Origin of the sequence: Nocardia sp. NPDC050378, from assembly GCF_040655675.1 — a bacterium.
Taxonomy (GTDB): Bacteria; Actinomycetota; Actinomycetes; order Mycobacteriales; family Mycobacteriaceae; genus Nocardia; species Nocardia coubleae.
This window is the reverse complement of sequence record NZ_JBFAKI010000001.1, coordinates 121567-146953: the sequence shown is the minus strand read 5'-3', so window position 1 is coordinate 146953 and position 25387 is coordinate 121567. Positions and strand designations below refer to the sequence as shown.

Sequence of the window (25387 nt, the reverse complement as noted above, 5' to 3'; positions counted from 1 at the left end):
GACGCGCGCATGACATCGTTGGGTCCGCGTGACCCCGAGCAGCTCGGCCGCTACCGGCTGCTGGCCGTGCTCGGCCGGGGCGGCATGGGTCAGGTCCTGCTCGGGCAGGCGCCGGACGGCCGATTGGTGGCGGTGAAGCAGATCCATCAGCAGTTCACCGGTAACCCGGAGTTCCGTGCCCGGTTCCGGCGGGAGGTGCTCGCGTCCCAGCAGGTCACCGGTGCGTACACCGCGGGCGTGATCGACCACGACGCGGAGTCCGAAACACCCTGGCTCGCTTCGGAGTACATCGCGGGACCGGCACTGCAGGACATGGTCGCGGAGTTCGGCGCCCTGACCGTGAGCGGTTTGAAACTGTTGGCCACGGGGCTGGCGATGGCTTTGCTGGAGATCCACCGCACCGGTCTGGTGCACCGGGATCTGACGCCGAGCAATGTCCTGCTCACCAATGACGGCCCACGGGTGATCGACTTCGGTATCGCCCGCGCCGTCGAGGACGACGTCACCCTCACCGCCACGGGCGCCGTGATCGGCTCGCCCGCCTATATGTCGCCCGAGCAGGCCGAATGCCGAACGCTCACAGCGGCTTCGGATGTCTTCGCCGTCGGCGCGATCCTGGCCATGGCGGCAACCGGCACGAGCCCCTTCGCGGCGGCGTCCACACCGCAGGTCCTCTACAACGTCCTCTACAGCACGCCGGACACCACCGCGATCCCCGGACCGATCCGTTCGCTGGTCGACGCGTGTCTCGCCAAGGATCCGGCCGCGCGACCCACTCCCGAGCAGTTGCTCGACGCCGCGGCCCGCATCGACGCCGAACCCGTGTGGCCGGTGCGTATTCGTCGCCGTATCGCCGATCACCAGGCGGAGGCGGCGGCGTGGGCCAACGGAACCGCGTCGGCGGCGGCCGTCGAGGAGTCGCGACCCGATCGGAAGCTGCCGCGCCTGGCAGCGGCGGCGGCAGTGGTGTCGGTATTGGTCCTCGGCTGTATCGCACTGGTCGGTATCGGACGGGACGGCACCGCGATCGCGATGGACGACCCGCCGCTGGCGCTGACCGACGAGGAGACCCGGCGCCTCGACATCTGCGCGCTCCTGACACCGCAGGTGATCGGCGAACTCGGCACCTCCGTCAGCGGGGTGGAAGGGTACAGCCCCTCCGATTGCCGGTCCACGTATCGCGATCCCGCCGGTCGCGAGATCAACCTCGCGCTCGACACAACCCGGCCCGATTACGCCAACGACCCGCCGCTCGGGCAGACCATCAACTGGATGCCGGTGCTCGGCGCCGAGCGGGAGTCCTCCTTCTGCCGTCGTTCGGTCAAGGAGCAGAGCGGCAGGCAGACGGTGTTCTCGGTCACCGCGAGCGCGCCGGGCGGTGACGGGTGTCCGGTGGCCGAGCGGGCTCTCGCTGCCATCGTCCGGCGCCTGTCGGTCGATCCTCCGCTGCGCGACTACCCTGACAACTCGATCCTCGCCCTCGACCCGTGTGCCCTCGTCGATATGGCGGCTGTCCGTGCCGCGGTAGGTGATTCCGAGCGGTCCCGCGCGCCGCACAGCTGCAACTTCTGGGGCACCGACGGCTCCCTCTATCTCGACCTCACCGAAAAGACCCGACCTGACAGTGTTCGGACCGGCAACGCCCACCCGACGACCAGGACGATGGGCGGTCGCACGGTCTACGTCGGCCGTGACGACGCCACCGTGTGTGATCTTCTGGTCATGACGCGGCCGAGCCGCGACGACCTGGCCGAGCAGATATCCGTGACATACCACGCCGCGTCTTCACCCCCCACCGGCCCCTGCGCCCTCGTCACCCCCGTGCTCGAATCCGTCCTCCAGAAGTTGCCTCCGTCATGACGATTCATCCACCGGGCCCGGACGATCCGCAGACCATCGGCCGCTACCGGGTGATCGGCGCGCTCGACCCGTCGGCAGGTGATCACAGTGTGCTCGCTACCGGCCCCGACGACGCGCTCGTGGTCGTGCGGCAGGTGCATCCCGAGCTCCTCGCAGAACCCGAATTCCGGGTGCGGCTGCGGCACAGTGCCGTTGCCGCCATGCGTGTCGCCGGGCCGTCCAACACCACGGTGATCGATGTTGATGCCGATGCCGACAAGCCTTGGTTGGCATCGCTTTTCGTACCCGGTGTGCGGCTCGATGCGGCTGTGGCCGAGCACGGCCCGCTGCCGGTCTCCGCTGTGCGTGCCTTGGCCGCCGCACTGGCATCCGCTCTCGGCGCCGTGCACGCCGCCGGGTTGGTGCATCAGCGATTGCGCGCCGACACCGTCCTGCTGGCGAAAGACGGTGGGCGCTTGGGTGAGATCGGCGTCACTGCTGCGGCAGGTCTGTCCACCACCGGAACAGCGACCACCATCGGCACGCCCGACTTCTTGGCGCCCGAACAGGCACTCGGTCTGGAACTCACCCCCGCCGCCGATGTTTTCGCGCTCGGCTCGGTGCTGGCCTACGCAGCGTCGGGAGTGGCACCGTTCGCGGCGCCGTCGGTGCCGTACACCCTGTTCAATATCGCCAATCGCGAACCCGATCTGAGCCGGGTGCCCGAACCGCTCTACGAGATGCTGGCCGCATGCCTGCGCAAAGACCCGGTGGCCAGGCCCACGCCCACACAGATCCTCCAGTATCTCGGTGGCCCACCGAGTGGCCCGCCGCCCTGGCCCGCACCGGTTCTCGACGACATCGGACGGGTACAGCAGGAGATCTCGGCGCTGCGTGCCGCCGCTCCCGTCCTCACCTCACCGGAACCGGCGCAGGCGAAGTCGTTCGCCGACATCGTCGGCGCCAAGTGGACCTCGCTCCGGCAAGCAGCGAGGAGCGCCACGGAATACGGCAGTGAGCGGTGGATGGGCGCCAGTGCTCGAGCGCGCACCGGTATCGCGGGCGGGCTGGTCGTGGTGTTGCTCGCGCTGGTCGGGCTCACCTACTTCGTCACCCGTCCGGAAAGTGAACCTGGTCCGGTGACCGGCCTGACCCTGGCCGAGTTGCGCCGCACCGATGCCTGCGCATGGCTGACGTCCGCGATCGGCACAGAGGTCCCCGTGGCACCGAACCCGCTCCCTGCCGATTCCTGGAAAACGCGACCGACCGGTCCCTGGGGATGTTCCCTCGACTCGGGCAAGTACATTCTCAATCTGGAGCTCGGTAAGGAAGACGAGTACCTCACCCTGAATCAGACTGTGGTCGATGGTGTTCCGATCTCCCACGGCAGTCCCTCCGGGTGCGTGCGCGCCATCGCGAGCCCGGGCGACGAACGCGAAGCGGGCATCGTCCTCACGCTGCTCACCCCACCCTCGGTCAAGGACTGCGCGGGCGTCGACCAGGTGGCCGCCGCCCTGGCCCGGTCGCTGACCACCGCCCCGCAGGCCGAGCAGCCGTCCCCCCTCGCCCTGCTCGACCCCTGCACCCTCCTCGCCCGCGACGCCGTAACCGAGAGCATCGGCCCCCTCCCGCCGCAGCCGACCATCGCTGACGCGCACACCTGCCAGTGGGACGCGCGCGTCCGGCTGACCCTGCAAATCCTGCGCACCAGCGACGTGACCACGGGCAAGAATCCACAGGTCCTGCGCGTCGACGGCATGGAGATCTACCGGGGCAAGGACAGCACCCTCGGATGCACCCGTGCCTACCTCGTGCCCAACGCGGATGCGGAAACCATGCAGGTCACCGTCGAGGGCATGCCCGGTGCGACCGAGCAATCCTGCTCGATCGCCACCACATTCCTGCGCCGGGCCGTGGAGAAACTACCGAAGCGGTGAACGAGGAGGGGATACTCGGGCGGGGATCGTCGACGGAAGGGTCGGGATGGATCAGCTCGGGGTTGCGGTTGTCGGGTTCGGGTTGGCGGGGGCGGTGTTTCATGCGCCGTTGATCGCGGCGGAGCCGAGGATGCGAGTGGCCGCGGTGGTGACGTCGTCGGCGGAGCGGGCCGCGCAGGCGCGGGCGCAGCATCCGGGGGTGCGGGTGTGGGAGAGCGCGGAGGAGATGTTCGCCGAGGCCGACGATGTGGATCTGGCGGTGATCGCGACACCGAATCGGACGCATGCGGAGCTGGCGGTGAAGGCGTTGGTCGCGGGGTTGCCGGTGGTGGTCGACAAACCGTTCGCGGTGAAGTCGGCCGATGCCGAAGAGGTGGTCTCGGTGGCGGAGCGGGCCGGGCTGCCGCTGAGTGTTTTCCAGAATCGCCGCTGGGACAACGACTTCCTGACCGTGCAGGCACTGATGGACGCCGGTGAGTTCGGTGAGGTGCGCCGGTTCGAGTCGCGGTTCGAGCGGTGGCGGCCGGTGTCGAAAGGCGGCTGGCGTGAGGTCGGCTCCGCCGAGGACGGGGCGGGGATCCTGTTCGATCTCGGCAGTCACCTGGTGGATCAGGCACTCACCCTGTTCGGCCCGGTCACCGAGGTGTACGCCGAACTCGACCAGCGCCGCCCGGACGTGCAGGCCGACGACGACGCCTTCATCGCTCTCACCCACGCCGCCGGTGTCCGTTCGCACCTGTGGATGAGTGCCGTCGCGCCCCAACTTGGTCCGCGCATGCGCGTGCTCGGTTCCACCAACGGCTACACGGTCTCGGGACTCGACCCGCAGGAAGACGAGCTGCGAGCGGGCCGCCGCCCTGACGACGGAAAACCCTGGGGCACAGTCACTCCCGACAAATGGGGCACCTTCGGCGCAGGCGCGGACCTGAAGACGATCCCCACCCTCCCCGGTGACTACCCGGCCTTCTACGCCCAGATGGCCGCCGCCCTACTCGACGACGCCCCGGTCCCGGTGGACCCACGCGACGCCGTGGAAACCCTGCGCATCCTCGAATACGCCCGCCACGTCGCCACCCCACCCGAGGACGACTGATCCCACCCGAACCCCTGCCCGTCCGGCAAGCCGACGGCCGTTCTGCGGCGGGGGCTGTGTCGGGTGGTCGCCGCCCGAATCAGAGCTTGGCGGAACGCAGTTCGTGCCCCTTGGACGTCTTGCAGCGCCCCGACTCCAGGTCCCACTGCCACCCGTGCAGGTTGCAGGTGAGGTTGTTGCCTTCCACCACACCGAATTTCGACAGGTCGGCCTTGAGGTGCGGGCAGCGGCGCTGCACTTCCCAGCCGTCGAGTTCGATGGTGGCCGAGTCGTCGTGCGCCTCGGCGAACCAGCCGTCGGCGTAGGCGATGCGCTCGTCGGTGAGGCACTTGAAGAAGGTGTAGAGGAATTCGTTGTAGCCGCCGATGCGCCACGCCTGGAAGCGGGTGGACAGGAAGATCGTGTTCACCCAGTCCGGCTCGTCGTCGCGCAGCACGGTGCGCACCAGTTCGGGGGCGATGCGGAAGCCGTAGCGGTAGCGGCCCTCGCCTTCGATGGGCTCGCGCACAGTGCGCTGCGGGAAGTCCAGGACGATGGTTTCCTCGCCGAGCACCAGGCCCACGGGGTAGCCGATGCCGTCGCTGATGAGCGCGCTCTGCTTCATGATCGGCTCGAACAGCTCGCGCAGCGGCTCGAGCAGCGAACCCTCGCCGTGCTCCCAGGTGGCCTTCTCGGCGGCGAGCACGGGCGCGAAGCGTTCGGCCATGTCGGCGATGTAGGCGGCCTTGTCGCCGTAGATGCGCTGCGGGTCGAAGGGGTGGGTGAGGTCGAGTTCGGCACCGCGCACGTCGGCGACGGAACCGGGGATCATCAGGATCCCGCCGGAGTTGCCGTGGATCTCCATCTGCTCGAGAAACACGATCTGGTCGGGGAAGATGTTGCCCTCGTCGCCGCGGTCGTCGTTGAGGTAGCGCAGTTCGTCGTCGAGGAACACCGGCGGACCGGCCGAGGGCACCACCCAGGTGGCGCCGACCTGCTCGATGTAGGAGCGGGCCCGGTCCATGCCGCGCTGACGCTTCTGCTTGCCGAAGTTGGCCTTGGTGCGCGCCGGGATGTCGTAGACGGCCGGGTACCAGATGGCGCCCGAGTACTGCAACAGGTGAATGTCGATGTGCCCGAACGCGTCGTGGATCACGTCCATGTCGACGGGGCGGGCGTCGTTCATGTTGAAGCAGACGGTCTCGCCGTCGGAGACGAGGATGCCCGAGTCGCCGATGGGGCCGTCGGCGGGTGCGCGCAGCGCCACGATCATGATGTCGAGCGAGCCCTTGGGCCCGGTGACGGTGTGCTTGACCGAGTCCTCGGTCTCGAAGAACTTGGTGAAGCCGAGCGCCTCGAGTTCGCGGCGCAGATCCGGCACGGGGTAGTCGGGCAGCAGGACCGTCGCGTCCTTGTTGACGTGCTCGCGCAGCAGTGCGGCGTCGAAGTGGTCGCGGTGCAGGTGCGAGACATAGAGGTAGTCGACGTCGCCGAGCGCCGCCCAGTCCAGGCCGGTGTTGTCCGGGAACGGGAACCACGACGCGAAGTAAGCGGGGTTCACCCACGGGTCGCACAGGATGGTCCCGGCCTCGGTTCGGATGTGGAAGCCAGCATGTCCGACACTGGTGATCTGCACGAGCTATGTCCTCCTACCAGGATCTGATTCGCCGACGCACCGGGCTCGACCTGGTGACGCGAGCCGCCGCCGAGCTCTGACCACTGCGGCGGCACCAGCCAACAAGGGTAGTGGCTAAACCGTTACATCACCGATGCAGTAGCCCTCGGGGGTCGAGACGACGGTGAATGTGCGCGTCCTGGTGCCCCCGGGGGAGGTGGTCACCGGGACCTGAACCGCCAGGTAATCCCCCTGAACTCGTTCGGATGATAGCTCTTGGTCGGCGAAGGAGGTGACATTGCCTACTTTGCCCGAGTCGGTGGCCAGCGGGGGTGCTGTGGGGTTGCCGGTGCCCTGCGGGTCCCAGGTGGCCCGACTCGCCGCGCAGGTCAGCGGGTGGATCTGTTCGGTGTCGTCCGGGTTGAGAGGTTTGCCCGTTGCGCGGGCGAGGTAACGGCGGACGGTGTGACGCGCGTCTGCCTCGTCGTAACCCGGCTCGACACCGGCGGCGAACACCCGGCCGCAGGCATAGCCGGTGGCGATGTCGCGCTGCTCCACGGTGATCGTCGTCGTCGCGTTGCGCCAGGTGACGGTGTCGGCGGTGGCGGTGCCCGGCCTGCTCAGCGCGGTGAGGATCGACTGCGGGTCGACGTACATGTCGGCGACGGTGCGCGGCGGGATGGTCCAGCACTTGTCCTGTAGCTCGGTGACGGTCGCCGAGCGCAGGTCGGCGGCCCAGCGGCGCACGGCGGTCACGGCATCCGGGTTCCCCGTCACCGCGCCGACCTGCGGTGCGTCGGCGGGCAGCGGCTCGGTGGTCGGTACCGGGGTGGTCGCGGCCTCGGTGGCGGTCGAAGTCGCGGCGGCTGCCGAGGTGCTGGTGGTAGGCGCGGCCACCGGTTCGTCGCCCGGAATGCCCGATACCGAGTCGCAGCCGGCGATCAGCGCGGCGGCGGTCAGTCCCGCGGCCAGTGCGCTGGCACGGCGGGTCGGAGCAAACGGGGGCAGCTGAGCGCGTTGCACTTCGACGTTCCTCATTCCTTGGCCGGGTGCCGGAAGCGGCGATCTGCGACTACGCTAGCTGAATTGTGGAACCCGTCTACCGGTCGATCATCGGCCTGGCCCGAACCGTCTTCTTCCTCGAAGGTCTGAAGTTCACCGTCAAGGGGGCCGAAAACATCCCCGCGACAGGTGGTGCCGTGGTGGCGATCAACCACACCGGCTACATGGACTTCACCTACGCCGGCCTGCCCGCGCGCACTCCCAAGCGCTACATCAGGTTCATGGCGAAGGCGGAGGTGTTCGACAACAAGATCTCCGGCCCGATCATGCGCGCCCTGAAACACATTCCGGTCGACCGCACCGCGGGCGCCGACTCCTACAAGGCGGCGGTGAAGTACCTGCGTGACGGCGAACTCGTCGGCGTGTACCCCGAGGCGACCATCAGCCGCAGCTTCGAGATCAAGGAATTCAAGTCCGGCGCGGCCCGGATGGCCCTGGAAGCCGACGTGCCGATCATCCCGATCGTGATCTGGGGCGCCCAGCGCGTGTGGACCAAGGGTTTCCCGAAGCGCCTTGGCCGCACCAACACCCCGATCTCCATCGCCGTCGGCAAGCCGATCAAGCCCTACGAACCCGTCGGCGACCTGACCGCCGAGCTGCGCGGAACCATGCAGGCCATGCTCGCCGACCTCCAGAAGGACTACGAGCACGAGCCCGGCGCCTACTGGGTGCCCAAGCGCCTCGGCGGCAGTGCTCCCTCGCTGGAGGAGGCCACCGCTCTCGACAACGCCGAGGCCGCGCAACGTTTGGCGCGCAAGGCCGCTCAGCGAGCGAACCCCGAGAGCTGAGACGCGACACCCCCCGGTCAGTTCATGCTCAGTACCCACGAACCGTTGCAGCCCCAGCTGGTGTTGCGTTTGGCGTCGTAGGTCCAGACGGGGTTGATCGGCGGGTTCACCCGCACATGCCACCGGCCCGACGGCGACTTCACGGCGTTGCCCTCGCGGGTGACGATCTTGACGTCGTCGTGGTCGAACAGCCAGGAGCCCCGGCTGGTCGGGTAGTCCAATCGCATGCGGACCCGGCCGCCGGTGTGGTTCTGCACCACCAGGCAGGAACCGGGGTGGTTGATGTCGATGGCGTAGTCGCTGAAACCCTCCTCGCCACCGTTGTCGGTGGTGTCGACGAAGCCGACGGCATCGGTGATGTCGGCGTTCGCGGGGCCCGCGACCATGACGGTGGTCACAGCCACGGCGGCGGTGAGCAGTCCGAGAGTCTTCAATCCCTTACCTCCCCTGAGTGGCGGCAATGGTTGCCTACCTGCGAATAAGCCTCCCGCGCAACGTCTTCCGCATTCTTATCGCGGGCTTAACGGTGTGCCCGAACGCAGCGGCGGCGGTCCGTCCGAGCGGCGGTCAAGGGGGGCGGATTTCGTGTTTCGGCGGCGGACACGCTAAAGTTCCTTCTCGCACCACGAGGCCCGGATCGGGCCGAGGACGTGCACGCGGATGTAGCGCAGCTGGTAGCGCATCACCTTGCCAAGGTGAGGGTCGCGAGTTCGAATCTCGTCATCCGCTCAACGAAAGCCCGGCCTGGATGCCGGGCTTTTCTGCTGTCAGTACCGGTTCAGGCGGTCACGCGTGAGTGGCGGCAAGAACTCGCCGATCAGTGTGCGACGCCACCAGATTCGCTGCCCGAACAGTTCGGCCGGGGTGCTGAACTCGTATTCGTAGAGGTTGGCCCGCACATAGTGCGGCGGGGTGTCGGGGAACGGATTGGGACCGAGCAGGCGCAGGGTGTCGGGGTCGTTGCGCAGCAGCCGCGCGGCCAGCGGCAGCGCCCACGAGCGGGCGTAGGCGGGCGAGATCGCGGCGAACCACATCAGCCAGTCCAGGCGCAGATGATAGGGCGCGAACTGGCGTGGCAGGCGACGCGGGTCGCCCGGTTTGCCTTTGAACGCGTATTCGCGCCACACGGTGTCGTCGGTGAGGTGGGTGTCGTCGGTGCACTCCAGCACGATCTCGTAGCGGGTCCGGCCGATGGACCCGAAGGCGCCATAGGTGTTGACCAGGTGCAACGGGTCGAAGGAGGCGTTCATCTGCTGATTCGACGAGAGCATATTGCGCACCGGCCGGTAGCTCGCCACCACCACGAGGGCCACGTAGGCGATGCAGACGCCGACGAACCAACCCGGCGCAGCGGGCGCGGACTGCCCGCCGGGCAGCGACAGCGCGGTGGCGGCCAGCAGCAACGTCACCCAGTTCAGCCAGGCGAAATTTCCCGACAGCACAAGCCACAGCTGGGTGACGATGACGATCGCCGCCGCGATACTCGCCACCGGCTGCGGCGCGAACAGCCCGAACGGCACGATGAGCTGGGCGAAGTGATTGGCCGCCACCTCCACCTTGTGCAGCGGTTTGGGCAGGTGATGGAAGAACCAGCTCAGCGGACCGGGCATCGGCTGGGTTTCGTGGTGGTAGTACAGGCAGGTCAGGTCACGCCAGCACGGATCGCCGCGCAGCTTGATGAGTCCGGCCCCGAACTCCACCCGGAACAACAGCCACCGCGCGGCCAGCAGCACGAGCAGCGGCGGGGCGATGGTGTCGTTGCCGAGGAATATCGCGAGGAAACCGGCCTCGAGCAGCAGCGACTCCCAGCCGAAGCCGTACCACAGTTGACCCACGTTGACGATCGACAGATACAGCACCCACAGCGCGAGCCACAGCAGCATGGCCGCCCACAGCGGAACCGCGTCGGCCAGACCCGCCGCCACCGCGACCGCCAGTGCCACCCCGGTCCACGCGACGGCGGCGAACAACCGATCCGAATAGCGCCAATGGAACAGGCTCGGTGACTGCCGGAACGAGGACCGCTGGAGGAAGCGCGGAATCGGCAGCATGCCGCGTTCACCGAGCAACGCCCGAAACTGCAATGCCGCAGTGAGGAAGGCGACGGCGTAGATCACCGCCAGGCCACGCTGGAAGATCAGCCTGCCGTACCAGTATTCCGGTGCCGCGAACCACTCCATGCGCTCGCTCCTGGTCCTCTGCCCTCCGGGGGACTACCCGGTGTCGTGTGTCGTTAACAGGGCGGCGCGCAGGTCGCGCTCGTCCCATTGTCCGGCGACACCGGGCCGCACCCGCAGGTATTCGACGATCCGGTCGGTATCCCAGCCCTGACCCTCGCGCAGCCCGGTCGCGATCATGGTGAGATATCGGGCCGACGGCGGCTGTAACGCAACGGCTTCCGGCAACCAGGGCGCCGTGAAGGTCAGGATCGGCACGCCGTCTTCGTCACCGAGGTGGACGACGGTTTCGTAGCGGCCGGGTCCGAGCCGCACCCGTCCTTGTTCGACGACCCGTGACAAGTCGAAGCCGCGGCCGGGCGTGCGGTACATCTCCTGATCGAGCAGGTCGGCGAACTGGTCGAGGGTGAGCAGATATCCCCTGGCCACGGCCTCGGTCGGCCACCCCGGTGCGGGCTGGTCGGTGTAGAAGGCGACTCCACCGGTCCATACCGGACTCTGCCAGGCGAAATACACGGTGCCGGGCACGGTGAGCGCGGTTTTCTTCGCGGGCGGGGTGGGGTCACGAAATCCCGCGTAGAGGTGGTCCGTGCCGGGTGGCGTTCCACCGAGCCGGTAGTAGTCGAAGCGGGCGGTGCACATGTTGGAGCCGTATGCCGCGTACCAGATGTGTTGCGTCACAGGCTCATTCCTGGTTGGTCTCGATTCGGGACACCGAAGAAACGGGTTGATCCACCCCCTCGATTGTCCCTGCGAGACCGGGAAAACCGAAGGCCGTAAAAATCTAGAACGATTGGTCAGAATATCGCAGCTGGGCACTCGCGTAGCGACCGTCCATCGAGAAAGCGTGGGGCCGTCCACATGTCGATCCGTACCGAAATAGCCGCGACGACACCGTGATCACGGATGTCGAACCCCGAAGGTCGGCGTCGGCACGGATTCGTGACCGCTCGGCTGTAACGACCAACCCCATCTTCACCGAATGACTATTCGGTCGGGAAAGCCAACGAGCGGAGATGTTTTCATGCGCACAGTCCTCATGCTGGCAGCTGTTGCGGCATTGACCGGAGGGCTTACCGCTTGCGGTGCCGAGTCGGGTTCGAGCATGCCGAGCACTACCACTCAGCACTCGGCCACCTATGCGTCGCCCGCACCGAGCACTGCCCAGCCGTCCAGCGCACCTGGCGCCGACTCGCCTGGCGCGGGTTCACCGGATGCGGGTTCCCCCGGCGCGGGATCGCCGGGGGCGGGTAGCCCCGGCACCGAGGCGCCGGATACCCCGAAGCCGACGATCGTCCCGACGCCGAGCAAGGACGGATTCACCCCCGTCGACGCGAGCAAGTTCCAGCTCGACGGCGGCCACTACTTCCGGTCGCCTTCCGGGAACATCTTCTGTGGCATCCTCACCCAGGCCCCCTATGGTGTCGGCTGTCAGTTGGCCTCGACGAACCACATTTCGCCGAAACTGCCGAACTGCACCGACGCCCCCGACCGCAAGGTCGCCGCGCACCTCTATCAGGGCAAGTCGGAACTCCTGTGCACCAGCCAGGGCATCTTCGTCGGAATTCCGCAGGACGGTTCACCGGCCGGCGGCGCGGTCCTGAACTACGCCGAATCGTTGACCGTCAACGGTTACACGTGCAGCTCTTCCTCGCAGGGTGTCCGCTGCGTCTCGGGCGGTCACGGATTCGCGATCTCGGCCGACGACCAGCACACCTTCTGAAGCGTGAACGGCGCCGCCACACCGCGGAGCTTGTGCTGCCGTGTGGCGATGCCGTAGCGCTATCTCGGAATGTGGATGCCCGCCGCGCGCAGCTTCGTCTCGACGAGGGTGCCGAGCACGCCCGCGGTGGAGGTGGGCTCGTGTCCGTGGTGGGCGATGAGCTGGTAGCGGGTCGCGGCCTCGGTGCGGGCCTGCATGCCGGTCACGATTCTCAGGTGCGCAGGGTTTGCGAGGTAGTGCTCGATCATCTCGGTGGCGAGTTCCTCGATACGGGGATCGTCGGGTGCCCAGGCCGCGGCCTCGACACCACGCCGCAGCAGGTCGAGGAAAGCCGGGTCCTCGATGGCGTTCTCGACGTCGGTGAGGTAGTCGTCGAACCCGTCAGGGACCAGGGCTCGCGCCAGCACCCAGCCCTCCCTGGTCGCCGCGACCTCGGCCTCGGGAAAACCGAGGCTCGGCATCCGTTCCAGCATCGCGACCGCGCGGTCGGGCAGCAGGGCACGATTGCCGTCGCTGAGCCGGTGCAAGGTGTCGCGCCGAGCGGTCAGCTCCTCGATGCGCTCGGTGAGCTGACGTCCGACCTCGGCCAGGGCGGTGGCGAACTGGTCGGCGTCGGCGTCGAGCAGGGGTTCGATGTCGGCCAGCGGCACCCCGGCGGCGGCCAGCGTCCGCACCTGGACCAGCCGCAACAGTTCGGCCGAGCCGTACCGCCGGTACCCGGCGCTGTCCCGTTCGGGCTCGGTGACCAGGCCGAGCTTGTGATAGTGCCGCACCGTCTTCACCGTGACACCGACGAACGCCGCCGCCTGCCCGATCGTCACCCCGTTCCGCATGCGCTCAGCTTGCCTTGTCCGCCAGAGTGTTTCCCGATTCTCCGCCGAACACCGCGTCGACCAGCGTCTTCTGCGTGACCTGGAAGACGGGCGCCAGTGTCATCTCCGCGTCGTCGACGAAAGTGAGGTACGCGGTCATGGTCACGCTCGCGTCGGGGGTGCTGTACATCAGTGTCGCGTAACCGGCGATCCCGCCGTTGTGGGTGATCAAGGTGGCGCCGCCCGCGGTTTCCTGCACGAACACCCCGAGCCCGTAGGGCATGCCGGGGATCCCGGTGTCGTGGGTGCGCAGCATCTCGGCCAGCAGCGGTTCGGGCAGCAGTGTGCCGTCGAGCAGGGCGCGGATGAAGGTGCGCAGGTCGGCGGTGGTCGAGATCATGTCGCCGCCGGTGCAGACCCAGGACGGGTTGTGCCGGGTGACGTCGACGGTGTGCTGCTCGCCGCCGTCGCTGTAGCGGTAGTAGGCGTGCGGGTGCGGTTCGGGCAGATCCTTCGAGGCGCCGGGCAGCACGGTGTCGGTCATGCCGAGCGGGCCGAAGATCAGGCGCTGCGCCTCCTCGGCGAGCGAGCGGCCGGTGACCTGCTCGACCAGCAACCGGGCGATGATGTAGTTGGTGTTCGAATAGCTCCAGCCGGTCCCCGGCTCGAATCGCGCCGGCTTCGAGAGGGCGAGGTTCGCCAGGTCCTGCGGTCGGTAGGTCTCGAACCGCTTGTCGACCCACTCCTTGCCCGCGATGGTGGAGGGCACGCCGGGCACGATGGTGCCGTCCTCGTACAGCTCGCCGGTGATGTTGAAGATCCCGCTGGTGTGCTGCAACAGCATTCGGACGGTGACCCGTTCGTCGAGTGCGTAGTCGGGCAGGTAGCGGATCGCCGGGGCGTCCAGCTCGATCAGGCCCTCGGCGACCAGCCGCAGCACGATGGCGGCGGTGAAAGTCTTGGTGTTGCTGCCGATTCGGACGTGACCGTCGATGGGTGGCGCTGTGGCGGCACCGAGCTCGCTTACTCCCGCGCTGCCCGCCCACTCGCCGCGCTCGTCGTTCACCCGCAGTGACGCACCGACGAAACCGTTGTCGACAATGCGCTCGATGAGTTCCTGGAGTTCCGGACGCTCCTGAGTGGCAAGGGTGTTGGTGTTCGACATGGTGATCGCTCCTGTTCGCGTGATCGGCTTTCCCGCCGCTGCGACCAAGGCTCCACCCTGACCTTGGGTCAACCGCAAGAGTGATCTGGATCACCGAAAAAGCGGGGCGGCAAGGTATCTGCCGCCCCGCTCTTTCCGCGCGCTACTGCGCAGTGGACTTGAACCGTCGCAGCCGCAGGCTGTTGCTCACCACGAAAACCGAGCTGAACGCCATCGCGGCACCGGCGAGCATCGGATTGAGCAGCCCCGCCATGGCCAGCGGGATCGCGGCAACGTTGTAGGCGAAAGCCCAGAACAGGTTGCCCTTGATCGTGGCCAGGGTGCGGCGCGAGAGGCGGATCGCGTCGGCCGCGGCCCGCAGGTCACCACGCACCAGGGTGAGGTCGGCGGCCTCGATGGCCACGTCGGTTCCGGTGCCCATCGACAGGCCGAGATCGGCCTGGGCCAGGGCGGGTGCGTCGTTCACACCGTCACCGACCATGGCGACGACCTTGCCCTCGGCCTGCAACCGCTTGACCGTTTCCACCTTGTCCTGCGGCAGCACCTCGGCGATCACCTGCTCGATACCGACCTCGGCGGCGATGGCGTTCGCCGCGCGGGCATTGTCACCGGTGAGCAGGATCGGGGTGAGGCCGAGTTCGCGGAACTGCGAGATGGCCTGTGCGGAGGTCGGTTTCACCGCGTCGGCGACCACGAGCACGCCGCGCGCCTTACCGTCCCAGCCGATCGCCACGGCGGTTTTGCCCGTCGATTCGGCGTCGGCCATGGCGGCGGCGAGGTCGTCACCGAGGGGCTGTGACCAGTCGGCCAGCAGCCGGGCCCGGCCCACGATCACGGCGTGACCGTCGACGACACCCTGCACGCCGAGACCCTCGATATTGGCGAAACCCGCCACCTCGGGCAACGTTGCGGCATCACGTGCGGCCTTGGCGATCGCCTGGGCGATCGGGTGCTCCGAGGAATCCTCCAGCGCGCCGGCCAGTTCCAGCACGCGGGCCTTGTCCTCACCCTCGGCGGGGATCACGTCGAGCAGGGTCATCTTGCCGGTGGTGACGGTGCCGGTCTTGTCCAGCACGATGGTGTCGACCTTGCGGGTCGATTCCAGCATCTCGGGGCCCTTGATGAGGATGCCGAGCTGCGCGCCGCGTCCGGTGCCGACCATCAGCGCGGTCGGGGTGGCCAGGCCGAGGGCGCACGGGCAGGCGATGATGAGGACCGCGACCCCGGCGGTGAAGGCGGCGGCGATGGAACCGCCGGTGCCCAGCCAGAACCCGAGCGTCGCCACGGCCAGCGCGATGACGATGGGGACGAAAATGCCCGAGATCTTGTCGGCCAGCCGCTGGGCCTGCGCCTTGCCGGTCTGGGCGTCCTCGACCATCTGCGCCATCTGGGCGAGCTGGGTGTCGGAGCCGATTCTGGTGGCGCGCACCAGGAGCCGTCCACCGACGTTCACGGTGGCACCGGTGACGGTGTCGTCCACGCCGACCTCCACCGGCACCGATTCGCCGGTGAGCATCGAAGCGTCGACGGCCGAGGAACCCTCGGTCACCACACCGTCGGTGGCGATCTTCTCGCCGGGACGGACGACGAACACGTCACCGACGGCCAACTGCTCCACCGGGATTCGTGTCTCCACGCCGCCCCGCACCACCGCCACGTCCTTGGCACCCAGCTCGAGCAGCGCCTTCAGCGCGGCACCGGCGCGGCGCTTGGACCTGGCCTCGAAGTAGCGTCCGGCCAGGATGAACGTGGTGACGCCCGCGGCGGCCTCGAGGTAGATGCTGCCGGTGCCGTCCATCCGGGCGATGGTGAATTCGAACGGGTGCGTCATGCCCGGTGTGCCCGCGGTACCCCAGAACAGCGCGTACAGCGACCACCCGAACGCGGCGAGCGTGCCCATCGACACCAGGGTGTCCATGGTCGCGGTGCCGTGCTTCAGGTTGGTCCAGGCCGCCTTGTGGAACGGCAGCGCGCCCCAGATCACGACCGGTGCGGCCAGAGTGAGCGAGAGCCACTGCCAGTTGGTGAACTGCAGAGCGGGGATCATCGCCATGGCGATCACCGGGACGGTCAGGACCAGCGACACCAGCAGGCGGGTGCGCAGCGAGGCGGTCGGGTCGTCCTCGGCGGGCGCGTCGGTGGTCTCGGGCTGTTTCGGGGCGGGCAGTGCCGCGGTGTAGCCGGCCTGCTCGACGGTGGCGATCAACTCCTCGGGGGACACGTCACCGGTGACATCCACGCGCGCCTTCTCGGTGGCGTAGTTGACGGTCGCGGTGACGCCATCGAGCTTGTTGAGCTTCTTCTCGATGCGGTTCGCGCAGGAAGCGCAGGTCATGCCACCGATCACCAGTTCTACCTGGCCGGTGCCCGGTGGGTATGTCACGGCGGTCATGGGGTGCTCCGATCGTTTCCTGATATCGATTCTTGCTGAAGGTTCGCGGGTGGTGCTCAGTGGCCGTGGCCAGGGGTGCCGTGGTCGGCCGGTGCGCTGGTCGGGGCGGGGGTGCTCGCACCCGACCGGTCGACGCGCAGGGTGAACTCGGCGGTGCGGACCACGCCCTGGTGCTGGAAGTCGAGGAACAGGCGGTAGTCGCCCGCGCTCGGTGCGTTCACCACGAAGTCGATGCCGGGACCGGCCGGGGTCACGCCGTCGCCGGGCGTGCCTTCGGGGTGAACGTGCAGGTAGGCGAGGTCGGCGGCGCGCAGGGCGACGAGATGGCCGTAGGCGCCGAGGTAGGGCTGCAGGTCGGTGACAGGCGTGCCGTTGCGGCTCACCGACAGCGTGACCTTCGAGGACTGGCCCGGAACCACGGTTCCGTTCAGGGCGACGGTGTACTCGCCGACCTCGGCGGTGGCCGCCGGTGCGGGCAGTGCCCGCACGTCGTAGTTGCCTGCCACGCGCAGGTCGGCGCCGAGGGTCAGGTTCGACCTGCCCGCCGGGGTGAAGTCGGCGAACACCCGGTAGTCGCCCGCCCGGCTCAGGTTCAGCGGTACCGACCAGGTGCCCGCGGCGTCGAGCACCGGGTGGATGTGCTGGAAGGCGGCCATGTCGCGGCGGACCACGATCAGGTGCAGGTCTTTGTCGTGGCTGGTCTGGTACTCGGTGAGCGGTGTTCCGGTCGTGTCGAGGATGCGGAACGAGACGGGCGTCTGTGCCGCGCTCTGCACGACGGTCGTGTCGAGGGCCAGCGTGTAGCCCTGGTCGGTGACCAGCAGGCCACCGGGCAGGTCACCGGCCGGTGCCGCCGCCGAGTGCTCGCCGTGCCCGGCCGGAGCCTGGGTGGGCTCCGGACCGACCAGGGCGCCGACACCCAGAGCGATCCCGAAGACCGCCGCGAGGCCGAGGGTGAATCCGGCGAACTTGCCTGTTGCGTTCATCGGGATGCTCCGTTTCGGGTTCAGTCTGCGAGCTGGAAGCCGGCCGCGGTGACGGCGTCGGCAAGGGCGGTGCGGTCGGGGGCGGCGCCTTCGATGGTCACCGAGCCTGCGGCCAGGTCGACCTCGACACCGGTGACGCCGGGCAGGGCGCCGACCTTGTCGCGCACCTTGTTGGTGCAGCAACCGCAGGTCATGCCGGTGACGGTCACGGTGGTGCTCATGCTGTTCTCCTCTTTCGTCGTCATCGTTACCATACCCCCCTAGGGTAGGTTGTCAAACCTGGGCGGGGGTCTTGTCCTCGGCGGGGCTGCGCAGGGTTGCCGCCGCGATGCCCGCGCCCGCCAGGGCCAGCAGGCCCGCGCCGAGGAAGGCGGCGGAGTAGCCGTCGGTGAGTGCCGTCGGATCGCCCAGTTCACCCGCGCCGAACGCGGCCGCCACCGCCGTCATCGCGGCCAGGCCGAGTGCCGAACCCACCTGGTAGCTGACGTTGACGATGCCCGAGGCGAGCCCGCCCTCCTCCGGTCGCGCCGCCGAGATGGCGGTGCCGAGCGAGGGAATGAACGCCAGCGACATACCGCCCGCGGCCACCAGCGAGGCCGGCAGTACGTCGACCCAGAAGTTGCCGGTGGGGCGAACCAGCGACATGATGCCCAGGCCGAGACCGAGCACCACCAGGCCGGTCACGATCATCGGCTTGGCACCGAACCGCTGCATCGCCTTCGGGGCGAGTACGACCATGCCGAGCATGATGAGCGTCGTCATCGGCAGCAGCGCCGCGCCCGAGGGGAACGCGCTGTAGCCGAGGACCTGCTGTAGGTACAGGTTGAGGAAGAACCACATCGGCACCCAGGCGGCGGCCAGCGCGAACTGGGCGAAGTTGGCGGCGGCGAGGTTCGGCGCGCGGAAGATGTTCAGCCGCATCAGCGGTTCCGAGCGGCGCGACTGGATGGCGACGAAACCGGCGAGCAAGGCGGCGGCCACGGCGAGCACACCCCAGGTCTGCCCGGATGCCCAGCCGACCTCCGGCGCCTGCACGATGGCGTACACGGCGGCGGCCAAACCGGCTGTCACAGTGACGGATCCGGCGAGGTCGATGGATCCCTTGCGGGCGGCCACGGCGGGCATCAACAGCGGAACCGCGGTCAGCGCTAGCACGGCGATCGGGATATTGATGTAGAAGACCCAAGGCCAGCTCACGTATTCGGTGATGACGCCACCCAGGAACACGCCCGCCGTACCGCCTGCCGGCGCAGCCGCGCCGTACACCGCGAGCGCCTTGGTGAGTTCCTGTGGCGTACCGCCGAACAACATCATCAGCAGTGTGAGCGCCGACGGTGCGATCAGTGCCGAACCGGCTCCTTGGATCGCCCGCCCGGCCAGCTCGACGCCGACCGAACCCGCGGCGCCGGCGATCACCGAGCCGACGGCCAGCACCAGCCAGCCCGCCCCGAACACCCGGCGGGCGCCGAACAGGTCCGACAGCCGTCCGCCGAGCAGGAGCAGACCGCCGAAGGCGATCACGTAGGCGTTGAAGACCCAGGTGAGATTTCCGGGGGTGAAGCCGAGTTCGGCCTGCATCTCGGGCAGCGCGATCCCGATGATCGAGGTGTCCATGATGACCATGAATTGCGCGGCGGCGATCACCGCCAGCGCCCACCACCTGCGGGTGGATTGCGATTGCGTAGTCACGACTTTCGTCCTTTCGAGCGGAGTGCGTCTCGTGGACGGTACCTTACCCCCCTAGGGTATAAATGTGTCAAGAGTGGATTCGCTCGAACGGCAAACGCCCGGCTCGCAAAATGCGGGCCGGGCGTCGAAGACGGAGGGTCAGTGTGCGTGCAGGTTTCGGGCGGTCGGTGAGGTCGGCGTGATGGCCGGGTCCGGCGCGGTGCCGAGCAGGCGATCTGCCGTGCCGGTGGTGGTGACCGTGAACCAGTAGTGCTCGTTCTTGTAGTGGTGATGGCGATGATTGCGCCAAATCGACCGGTAAGCAGCATGTTTCGGCTTGTAGTCGGTGTGGATCAGGTAGTGCGTCCACTCGTAGAGCAGGCCGAGGACGGTGATGGTGAGCAGGAAAGTGAGGCCGAGACCGAGGCGCGGGAACGCGAGCAGCGCGATCGCCACCAGGGCGACGATGGTGAGCAGCAGTGACTTCGGCGGGATGAAGATCAGCGGCACATCGCGGGGGTCGGTGTGGTGGGCGCGGTGCTTGCGGGCCAACTCGCTGTCGAGGGTGATCGGACCCAGATGCCTCGGCCGCCAATGCAAGACGGTGACATGGATGACCCATTCGATCAGCGGGAATGCCGCGAGGATCAGGAGCGGCACCAGTGCGTCGGTGAGCTGCCAATTCCCGACCTGGACGCGTGCGACCAAGGCGACGATCAGTACCGCGCCGATCATCCACGGCGACGGATGCCGAAGGAATTCTCGCCCCGCCGCGCCCAGGGACACGCTGCGGCGAATTCGGCCCGAGCTGCCCGCGGATTCGCTCCGCTTCGTGCGATGCGAGTGTTCGGCGGAGCCTGAGCCGGTCCGTTCGGGAGTCTTCTCGCCTGTGCTGGTGGTGGTTTCGTGCGACGTCGTTGTCGGACGGTCAGTAGTCATAGTGCTTCCTCGGGTGGATCATGCCCCGTCGAGGGCATGGATGAGAGCGGTGGTCGCCGGCTCGAGCAGTGCCCGAGCGCGTTCGGCGGCCCGTTCCGGCTCGCCCGCGTCGATCGCGGCGGCCAGGTCTCGATACGCGCCCCCATTGCCCACCTCGGCGGACATGATCGGCGCGAGCGCGGCCAACGCGGGTTCGTAGGCGGCGCGCAGCATGGAATACATCAGCCGGAACGCGATCGAGTCGGCGAGATCGAGCACGTGATCCCAGAATTCGAGCGCGATCCGCTGCTGGATGAGTGGATCCGACTCGGCGACAAGGCGTTCGACCGACTCGTGCATAAGCGCCAGCTCATCGCCAACTGTCGAGCCGACTGTCGAGTCTTCCAGCGGGCTGTTATCGGCCGGTTCGGCTGAGCTGTTTTTCTGCGAAGTCCGCCCGGTTCGTAATCCGGCCTTCGGCGCGCTCGAGCTGCCCACCTGCGAAAGTCGATCGTTTCGCAGCCCGCCGCGCGGAGCGGATTTGCTGTCTTTGCACACCCGGCGCGCAGCGAGCTCGGCGATCTTCGGCCCATTGTGCACTCGCGCCTCGAGAATGCTCCGCGCAACGGCCGGGTCAATCGAGTCCCCCCGCAACAACAGCCGAGGCAAAACCTCCAACCCCGAACTACGCCGATAGTCCAGCACGGTCGTCGCTTCCCCCTGCCGCACGGACACCAACCCCGCCGCCGCCAACCGCTGCAACGCCTCCCGCACCGCAGGCCGCGAAACCCCCAGCGCCTCGGCCAGCTGCCGCTCACTCGGCAACGAACTCCCCACCGCCAGCTCCCCGCCCAGAACCTGCTCGGCTATCTGCTCGAACACATCCCCGGATACCGACCGCTTCACAACAGGAGTCCACGCCATACCGTAAGCATGCGCGCGTTCGGCTAGATGGTCAAGTGGTAAGACCAGTGCCACGCGCCCAGCCGTTGCCGCCAGTTCAGGGGGCAGTCAACCGAGTCGCCAGCCTGAACATGTGATCACCACGCTGTGGTGGCGTGACCCTGTCGGCCTGCCGCCATCAGAGCGTGGTGACCACCTGTTCACGTGGGGTCGGAGCCGCGGATGGCGGAGAGCCAAGTGGCGGTGGCTGCGGCGACGGTGGTGGCGCCGATGAAGGCAGGCAGGCCGCCGTTCATGACGTAGACCCAGAGGAGGCCGACGAAGGGGGCGGCGACCGTGGATTGCGCGTCGAGGATCAGGCGGCGGGTCGGGGTGAAGGTGGCCGGCTCGGTGGGGCGGGTCGGGTTGTCGACGAGTTTGCCCGGCGGTTCGCTTGTGCGCGCCCGGCCGGAAGGGAAGAACCGGGTCTGTCCCGCGAGAATCGCGCGCGGGGAGATTTCGAGTTCGGTCGGGGTGAGGGCGGACAGCGCCGGGTCGTAGAACACCGGCTGCCACACCGTGCGCCCACCCACACTCATCTCCAGAAACGACCTGCTCACCAGCCGGTGCTGTTGCCGAACCCGACGCCCCGCCACAACCTCACCCGGGGACCGCGGCGCGGCCCTGGTCCCATCGCCCGGCCGCGGAGCAACCGCACTTCCGCTGGACCTGTCCAGCCGATCCGCGACCCCACTCGGCACCACCCCGAACGCGAGCGCCAGCTGATACCCGGTGTAGCCGAACACGCCCAACGCCACCACCGCCAGCGCACTCACCTGATCCAGATCCGCGAACGGCACCCACGCCGCGATGACGACGAGGGTGCCGCACGTGACGGTCAGGGGGTAGGTGAGTGCGCGCGGACTCACTTCAGGAAGCCGACCTTGGTGTAGTCGGGCGACGCGAGCCCGAACGCGCCGTAGTTGGCGAGATTCTCCCGGACGGCATACGTGCCCGAGGCCTGTTGCAGCGGAATCGAATAGCCCTCGGCGAAGATCATCTTGTCGCACTCGTTGGCGAGTTCGCGTGCCTTGTCGGGGTCGAGTTCGGAGATCGTCCGCTCGATGAGCGCGTTGAGTTCCGGCGATCCGATGCGGGCCTTGTTGGACTTCAGATTGTTCGGGTCGTAGGCGTAGATCTGCGGCAACGCACCGAGCGGCAGCACGCTACCGCCCCAGCTGAACTGGGCGAGTTCGAAGTTGCCCGGGTCGATCACGTCCTTGAAAAGCCCCGCGCCCGGCACTGTCTGGATGTTCAGCTTCACGCCGATCTGTGCCAGGTTCTGCTGCACGATCTGTGCGGTCTGCACCCAGCCGTCCTGCTGGTACATCACATCGCGCAGTTCCAGCTTGCGCCCGTCCTTCTCGCGGACCTCACCGTTGAGCTTCCAACCGAGGTCGTCGAGCATCTTCGCCGCGGCGGTCGGGTCGAAGGAAATGGGACTCGAATTGTCCTGATAACCCTTCTGGCCCTGCATGTAGATGTGGTTGTTCAGCGGTTTCGGGTCATCGACAACACCGTTCTGCGCCGCATTGACGATCCCCTGCCGGTCGATCGCCTTGGACAGCGCGATCCGCAACTGCGGGTCCTCGAGCAGCGAACCGGGCGCGCCGTTGAACGTGATATGCGACCAGCTCGGTTCCGGCGTACGCCGAAGCACCACGCCTGCCGCCTGTTTGGCGCCGGTGACATTCTCGATCCCCGACATGTAGGCGACATCGAGTTCGTTGTTCTGGATGGCGGGCAACCAAGCGGAACTGTCGAGCACGCTGAAGGTGATCGTGTCGAGTTTGGGCGTCGCGCCCCACCAGGCCGGATTGCGTGACAGAACGATCCGGTTCTGCGTGCGGTCGATCGAGCTGATCTGGAACGGACCCGCGCTCACCACGAGACCATCGCGGTCACGGTCGTTGAACGCCGCGGCCGACTCGGTGCTCGCCTTCGGATACAGCGGACTGAACTGGCCCTGCCATTCGGCATACGGCTGCGAGAAGGTGACGACGGCCTGCCGATCATCGACACCGCGCTCCACCTTCTCCACACGCTCGAATCCGCTGGTCGCCGAAATCAGATACGCCGGGTCACGGCCACTGAGCGCCGCCGCTTGCGAGCGCAGATCTTCCCAGGTGATCGGCGTCCCGTCGGACCACACGGCCTTCGGATTGATCGTGTAGGTCACCTGTTGCGGGTTGGTACCGGTGAGCTGGATATCGGTGAAATAGTCGCGATTGATCGACAATTCGCCTGCGGCGTTGCTGGTGTACGGCGAAGGCAGCAGCGGCTCGATCACATCGCCGGTGTTCTCGCTGGTCCCGTCGACCTGCAAATAGTTGAACGTCTCCGGCAGCGCGGTCAGCACCAACCGCAGATTGCCACCGTCACGCAGGTCGGCCACATCGTGAGCATTGATGTCGTTGCCGGTACCGATGAGATTGGTGCCGGATGAGCCGCCGGTGTCGGCCGAACACCCGGACAGAATCAGTCCGATTGCCACACATGGCACCGCGAATCGGGTACCGAGCGAGCGAATTCGCATGGGATTGCGCCCTTTCCGTAAGCGGCCCGAGGTCACTTGACGAAGCCGATCTTGGTGTAGTCGAGGGAGGCCAGGCCTGCCGCGCCGAAGTTCGCGAGATCGGCGCGGACCGCCACGTTGCCTGCGGACTGGAACAGGGGCAGCGAATGTCCCTCCTCGAAGATCTTGCGGTCGAGCTCGTTGGCCAGCTGCTTCGCTTTCTTCGGATCGAGCTCGGACACGGTCTGTTCGATCAACGCGTTGATTTCCGGCGAGCCGACGCGGCCGTAATTGCCCTGGACGTCGTCTGGGTTGTATCCGTAGATCTGCGTCAGGCTGCTGAGCGGGAATGGGTCGCCTGCCCAGAACCACTGGCCGACATCGAAATTGCCGGGGCCGAGTACATCCGAGAACAGGCCGGAGCTCGGCTTCGTCTCGATATTGAGCTTGACGCCGATTTGCGCGAGGTTCTGCTGGATTATCTGCCCGATCTGGATGTTGGTCGGGTCGTTGTACATGACGTCGCGGATCTCGAGCTTCCGCCCGTCCTTCTCACGCACGTCGCCGTTGATTTTCCAGCCGAGGGCGTCGAGTTCCTGTGCGGCGGCGGTCGGGTCGAAGGGGAGGCTGTTGTCCTGGTAACCGTCCTGGCCGCGCAGGTAGATGTGATTGTTCAACGGCTGTGGGTCCGCGACGAGCCCGTCCTGGATCGCGGTGACGATGCCCTTGCGGTCGATGGCCTTCGAGATGGCGACACGAACACCCCGATCGGCGAGGATGGATCCGGGGGCACCGTTGAAGGTGAAGTGGCCCCAGCTGTTGCCGGGTGCCCGGCGGATCGCGACGCCCGGAGTATTGCGCGCCGACTTCAGCTCGTCGCGGCTGGCCACACCCACGGCGTCGATCTCGTTGTTGAGTAGGGCCGGCACGAATGCGGAACTGTCGAGCACGCTGAACGTGATGGTGTCCAGCTTCGGTGTATCGCCCCACCACGTGGGGTTGCGCCCGAGTACCACCCGGTTCTGTCCACGGTCCACCGACTGGACGACGAAAGGACCGGACGACACGGTGAGCCCGTTGAGCTGGCTGTTGTTGAATGCCTCAGGACTCGAGGTCACCGACTTCGGAAACAACACCGTGTTTCCCGCGAACTGCCCACGCCAATCGGCATAGTGCTTGTTGAAGGTGATGATGGCCTGTTTGTCGTCGACTCCGCGCTCGACTTTCTCGACACGGTCGAAGCCGCCGTTGTTGGCGATCAGATAGGACTTGTCCGCGCCACTGAGCGCATATGCCTGGGACTTGATGTCCTCCCAGGAGATCGGTGTCCCGTCGGTCCACACCGCCTTGGGGTTGATCGTATAGGTCACCTGTTGCGGATTCGTATTGGTCAACTCGACACTGGTGAAGTAGTCGGTATTCACCGAGAGCTCCGCGGCCGCGTTGGTTCGGAAGGCGCGCGGCATCACCGCGCGCAACAGGGCGCCGGTGTCGCCATCGTTGCCGTCGGTATGCAGACCGTTCCAGTTCTCCGGAAGCGAGGTCAGTGCCAGCCTGAGGTTGCCGCCGTCGCGCAATTCACTGACATCCTTGGGATTGATGTCATTGGTTGTCCCGAGCGCGGCCTCACCAGTCGCCGAGGTGTCGTCGCCGGAGCCACACCCGGCCGCGATCAAACTCACGATGACCAGCGGCATTGCCAAGCGGGTCAGAGAACGAGTCCGCATGGTCCGCTCCTTTCTTTGATTCGCTGCACGAATGCGGCGCGGTGATGAT

At 67.3% G+C, this 25387-nt stretch carries 21 protein-coding genes and 1 tRNA gene; 6 read left to right on the top strand and 16 right to left on the bottom strand.

The features are described 5' to 3' along the window. Positions 1-9 precede the first annotated feature (9 nt). The 3 genes from AB0I35_RS00665 to AB0I35_RS00655 are packed head-to-tail and all read left to right on the top strand — an operon-like array spanning position 10 to position 4869. On the top strand, positions 10-1860 hold the full coding sequence (locus AB0I35_RS00665) for a protein kinase (RefSeq protein ID WP_357393109.1): 1851 nt from the start codon (positions 10-12) through the stop codon (positions 1858-1860). Next, a complete protein-coding gene (locus AB0I35_RS00660) occupies positions 1857-3776 on the top strand; it encodes a protein kinase (RefSeq protein ID WP_357393107.1) in 1920 nt (639 codons plus the stop codon). The genes AB0I35_RS00665 and AB0I35_RS00660 overlap by 4 nt, the downstream gene beginning before the upstream one ends. Before the next feature lie 46 nt (positions 3777-3822). Further along, positions 3823-4869: a Gfo/Idh/MocA family oxidoreductase gene (locus AB0I35_RS00655; RefSeq protein ID WP_357393105.1), complete on the top strand. Its 1047-nt coding sequence runs from the start codon at positions 3823-3825 to the stop codon at positions 4867-4869. 79 nt (positions 4870-4948) lie between these two features. Here AB0I35_RS00655 and AB0I35_RS00650 read toward each other — a convergent pair whose 3' ends face one another. After that, complete coding sequence (locus tag AB0I35_RS00650) at positions 4949-6484, bottom strand: Rieske 2Fe-2S domain-containing protein (protein ID WP_357393103.1); 1536 nt, start codon at positions 6482-6484, stop codon at positions 4949-4951. Between the two features lie 114 nt (positions 6485-6598). Then, a complete protein-coding gene (locus tag AB0I35_RS00645; RefSeq protein WP_357393101.1) occupies positions 6599-7486 on the bottom strand; it encodes a hypothetical protein in 888 nt (295 codons plus the stop codon). A 65-nt stretch (positions 7487-7551) separates the two neighbouring features. On the opposite strand from AB0I35_RS00645, the gene AB0I35_RS00640 reads away from it, so the two are divergent. After that, the gene (locus AB0I35_RS00640) at positions 7552-8313 is read left to right on the top strand and encodes a lysophospholipid acyltransferase family protein (protein ID WP_357393099.1); all 762 of its coding nucleotides are present in this window, start codon (positions 7552-7554) and stop codon (positions 8311-8313) included. A 17-nt stretch (positions 8314-8330) separates the two neighbouring features. On the opposite strand, the gene AB0I35_RS00635 is transcribed toward AB0I35_RS00640, so the two are convergent. Beyond that, entirely contained in the window at positions 8331-8747 is a 417-nt protein-coding gene (locus AB0I35_RS00635) for a hypothetical protein (RefSeq protein ID WP_357393098.1), read from the bottom strand. Between the two features lie 222 nt (positions 8748-8969). Here AB0I35_RS00635 and AB0I35_RS00630 point away from each other — a divergent pair. Continuing rightward, positions 8970-9042: transfer RNA gene (locus AB0I35_RS00630), tRNA-Gly, on the top strand. A 38-nt stretch (positions 9043-9080) separates the two neighbouring features. Here the strand turns inward: AB0I35_RS00630 and AB0I35_RS00625 are convergent. Continuing rightward, positions 9081-10493, bottom strand: a complete 1413-nt coding sequence (locus tag AB0I35_RS00625) for a lipase maturation factor family protein (protein WP_357393096.1) — start codon at positions 10491-10493, stop codon at positions 9081-9083. A 33-nt stretch (positions 10494-10526) separates the two neighbouring features. Further along, a complete protein-coding gene (locus tag AB0I35_RS00620) occupies positions 10527-11171 on the bottom strand; it encodes a histone deacetylase (protein WP_357393094.1) in 645 nt (214 codons plus the stop codon). 424 nt (positions 11172-11595) lie between these two features. Between AB0I35_RS00620 and AB0I35_RS00615 the strand changes: the two genes are divergently transcribed. Beyond that, a complete protein-coding gene (locus AB0I35_RS00615; protein ID WP_357393092.1) occupies positions 11596-12213 on the top strand; it encodes a DUF6636 domain-containing protein in 618 nt (205 codons plus the stop codon). Positions 12214-12272: 59 nt separating this feature from the next. Here AB0I35_RS00615 and AB0I35_RS00610 read toward each other — a convergent pair whose 3' ends face one another. From AB0I35_RS00610 to AB0I35_RS00560, 11 genes are all read right to left on the bottom strand, one after another. Next, complete coding sequence (locus AB0I35_RS00610; protein WP_357393090.1) at positions 12273-13046, bottom strand: MerR family transcriptional regulator; 774 nt, start codon at positions 13044-13046, stop codon at positions 12273-12275. A 4-nt stretch (positions 13047-13050) separates the two neighbouring features. Next, the gene (locus AB0I35_RS00605) at positions 13051-14190 is read right to left on the bottom strand and encodes a serine hydrolase domain-containing protein (RefSeq protein ID WP_357393088.1); all 1140 of its coding nucleotides are present in this window, start codon (positions 14188-14190) and stop codon (positions 13051-13053) included. A gap of 142 nt (positions 14191-14332) precedes the next feature. Next, entirely contained in the window at positions 14333-16582 is a 2250-nt protein-coding gene (locus AB0I35_RS00600) for a heavy metal translocating P-type ATPase (RefSeq protein WP_357393086.1), read from the bottom strand. Positions 16583-16638: 56 nt separating this feature from the next. Beyond that, positions 16639-17568 (bottom strand): hypothetical protein, encoded by a 930-nt coding sequence (locus tag AB0I35_RS00595; protein WP_357393084.1) that lies wholly within the window; start codon positions 17566-17568, stop codon positions 16639-16641. 20 nt (positions 17569-17588) lie between these two features. After that, positions 17589-17789 (bottom strand): heavy metal-associated domain-containing protein, encoded by a 201-nt coding sequence (locus tag AB0I35_RS00590; RefSeq protein WP_067644360.1) that lies wholly within the window; start codon positions 17787-17789, stop codon positions 17589-17591. A gap of 52 nt (positions 17790-17841) precedes the next feature. Next, a complete protein-coding gene (locus AB0I35_RS00585; RefSeq protein WP_357393081.1) occupies positions 17842-19257 on the bottom strand; it encodes an MFS transporter in 1416 nt (471 codons plus the stop codon). Between the two features lie 138 nt (positions 19258-19395). Further along, on the bottom strand, positions 19396-20175 hold the full coding sequence (locus AB0I35_RS00580; RefSeq protein ID WP_357393079.1) for a sterol desaturase family protein: 780 nt from the start codon (positions 20173-20175) through the stop codon (positions 19396-19398). A gap of 18 nt (positions 20176-20193) precedes the next feature. Beyond that, a complete protein-coding gene (locus AB0I35_RS00575; protein ID WP_357393077.1) occupies positions 20194-21078 on the bottom strand; it encodes a GntR family transcriptional regulator in 885 nt (294 codons plus the stop codon). Positions 21079-21257: 179 nt separating this feature from the next. Then, positions 21258-21965: a hypothetical protein gene (locus AB0I35_RS00570; RefSeq protein ID WP_357393075.1), complete on the bottom strand. Its 708-nt coding sequence runs from the start codon at positions 21963-21965 to the stop codon at positions 21258-21260. After that, on the bottom strand, positions 21962-23632 hold the full coding sequence (locus tag AB0I35_RS00565) for an ABC transporter family substrate-binding protein (RefSeq protein WP_357393073.1): 1671 nt from the start codon (positions 23630-23632) through the stop codon (positions 21962-21964). Before AB0I35_RS00565 ends, AB0I35_RS00570 begins: the two co-directional genes overlap by 4 nt. Positions 23633-23664: 32 nt before the next feature. After that, positions 23665-25338 (bottom strand): ABC transporter family substrate-binding protein, encoded by a 1674-nt coding sequence (locus AB0I35_RS00560; protein ID WP_357393071.1) that lies wholly within the window; start codon positions 25336-25338, stop codon positions 23665-23667. Positions 25339-25387: the final 49 nt, after the last annotated feature.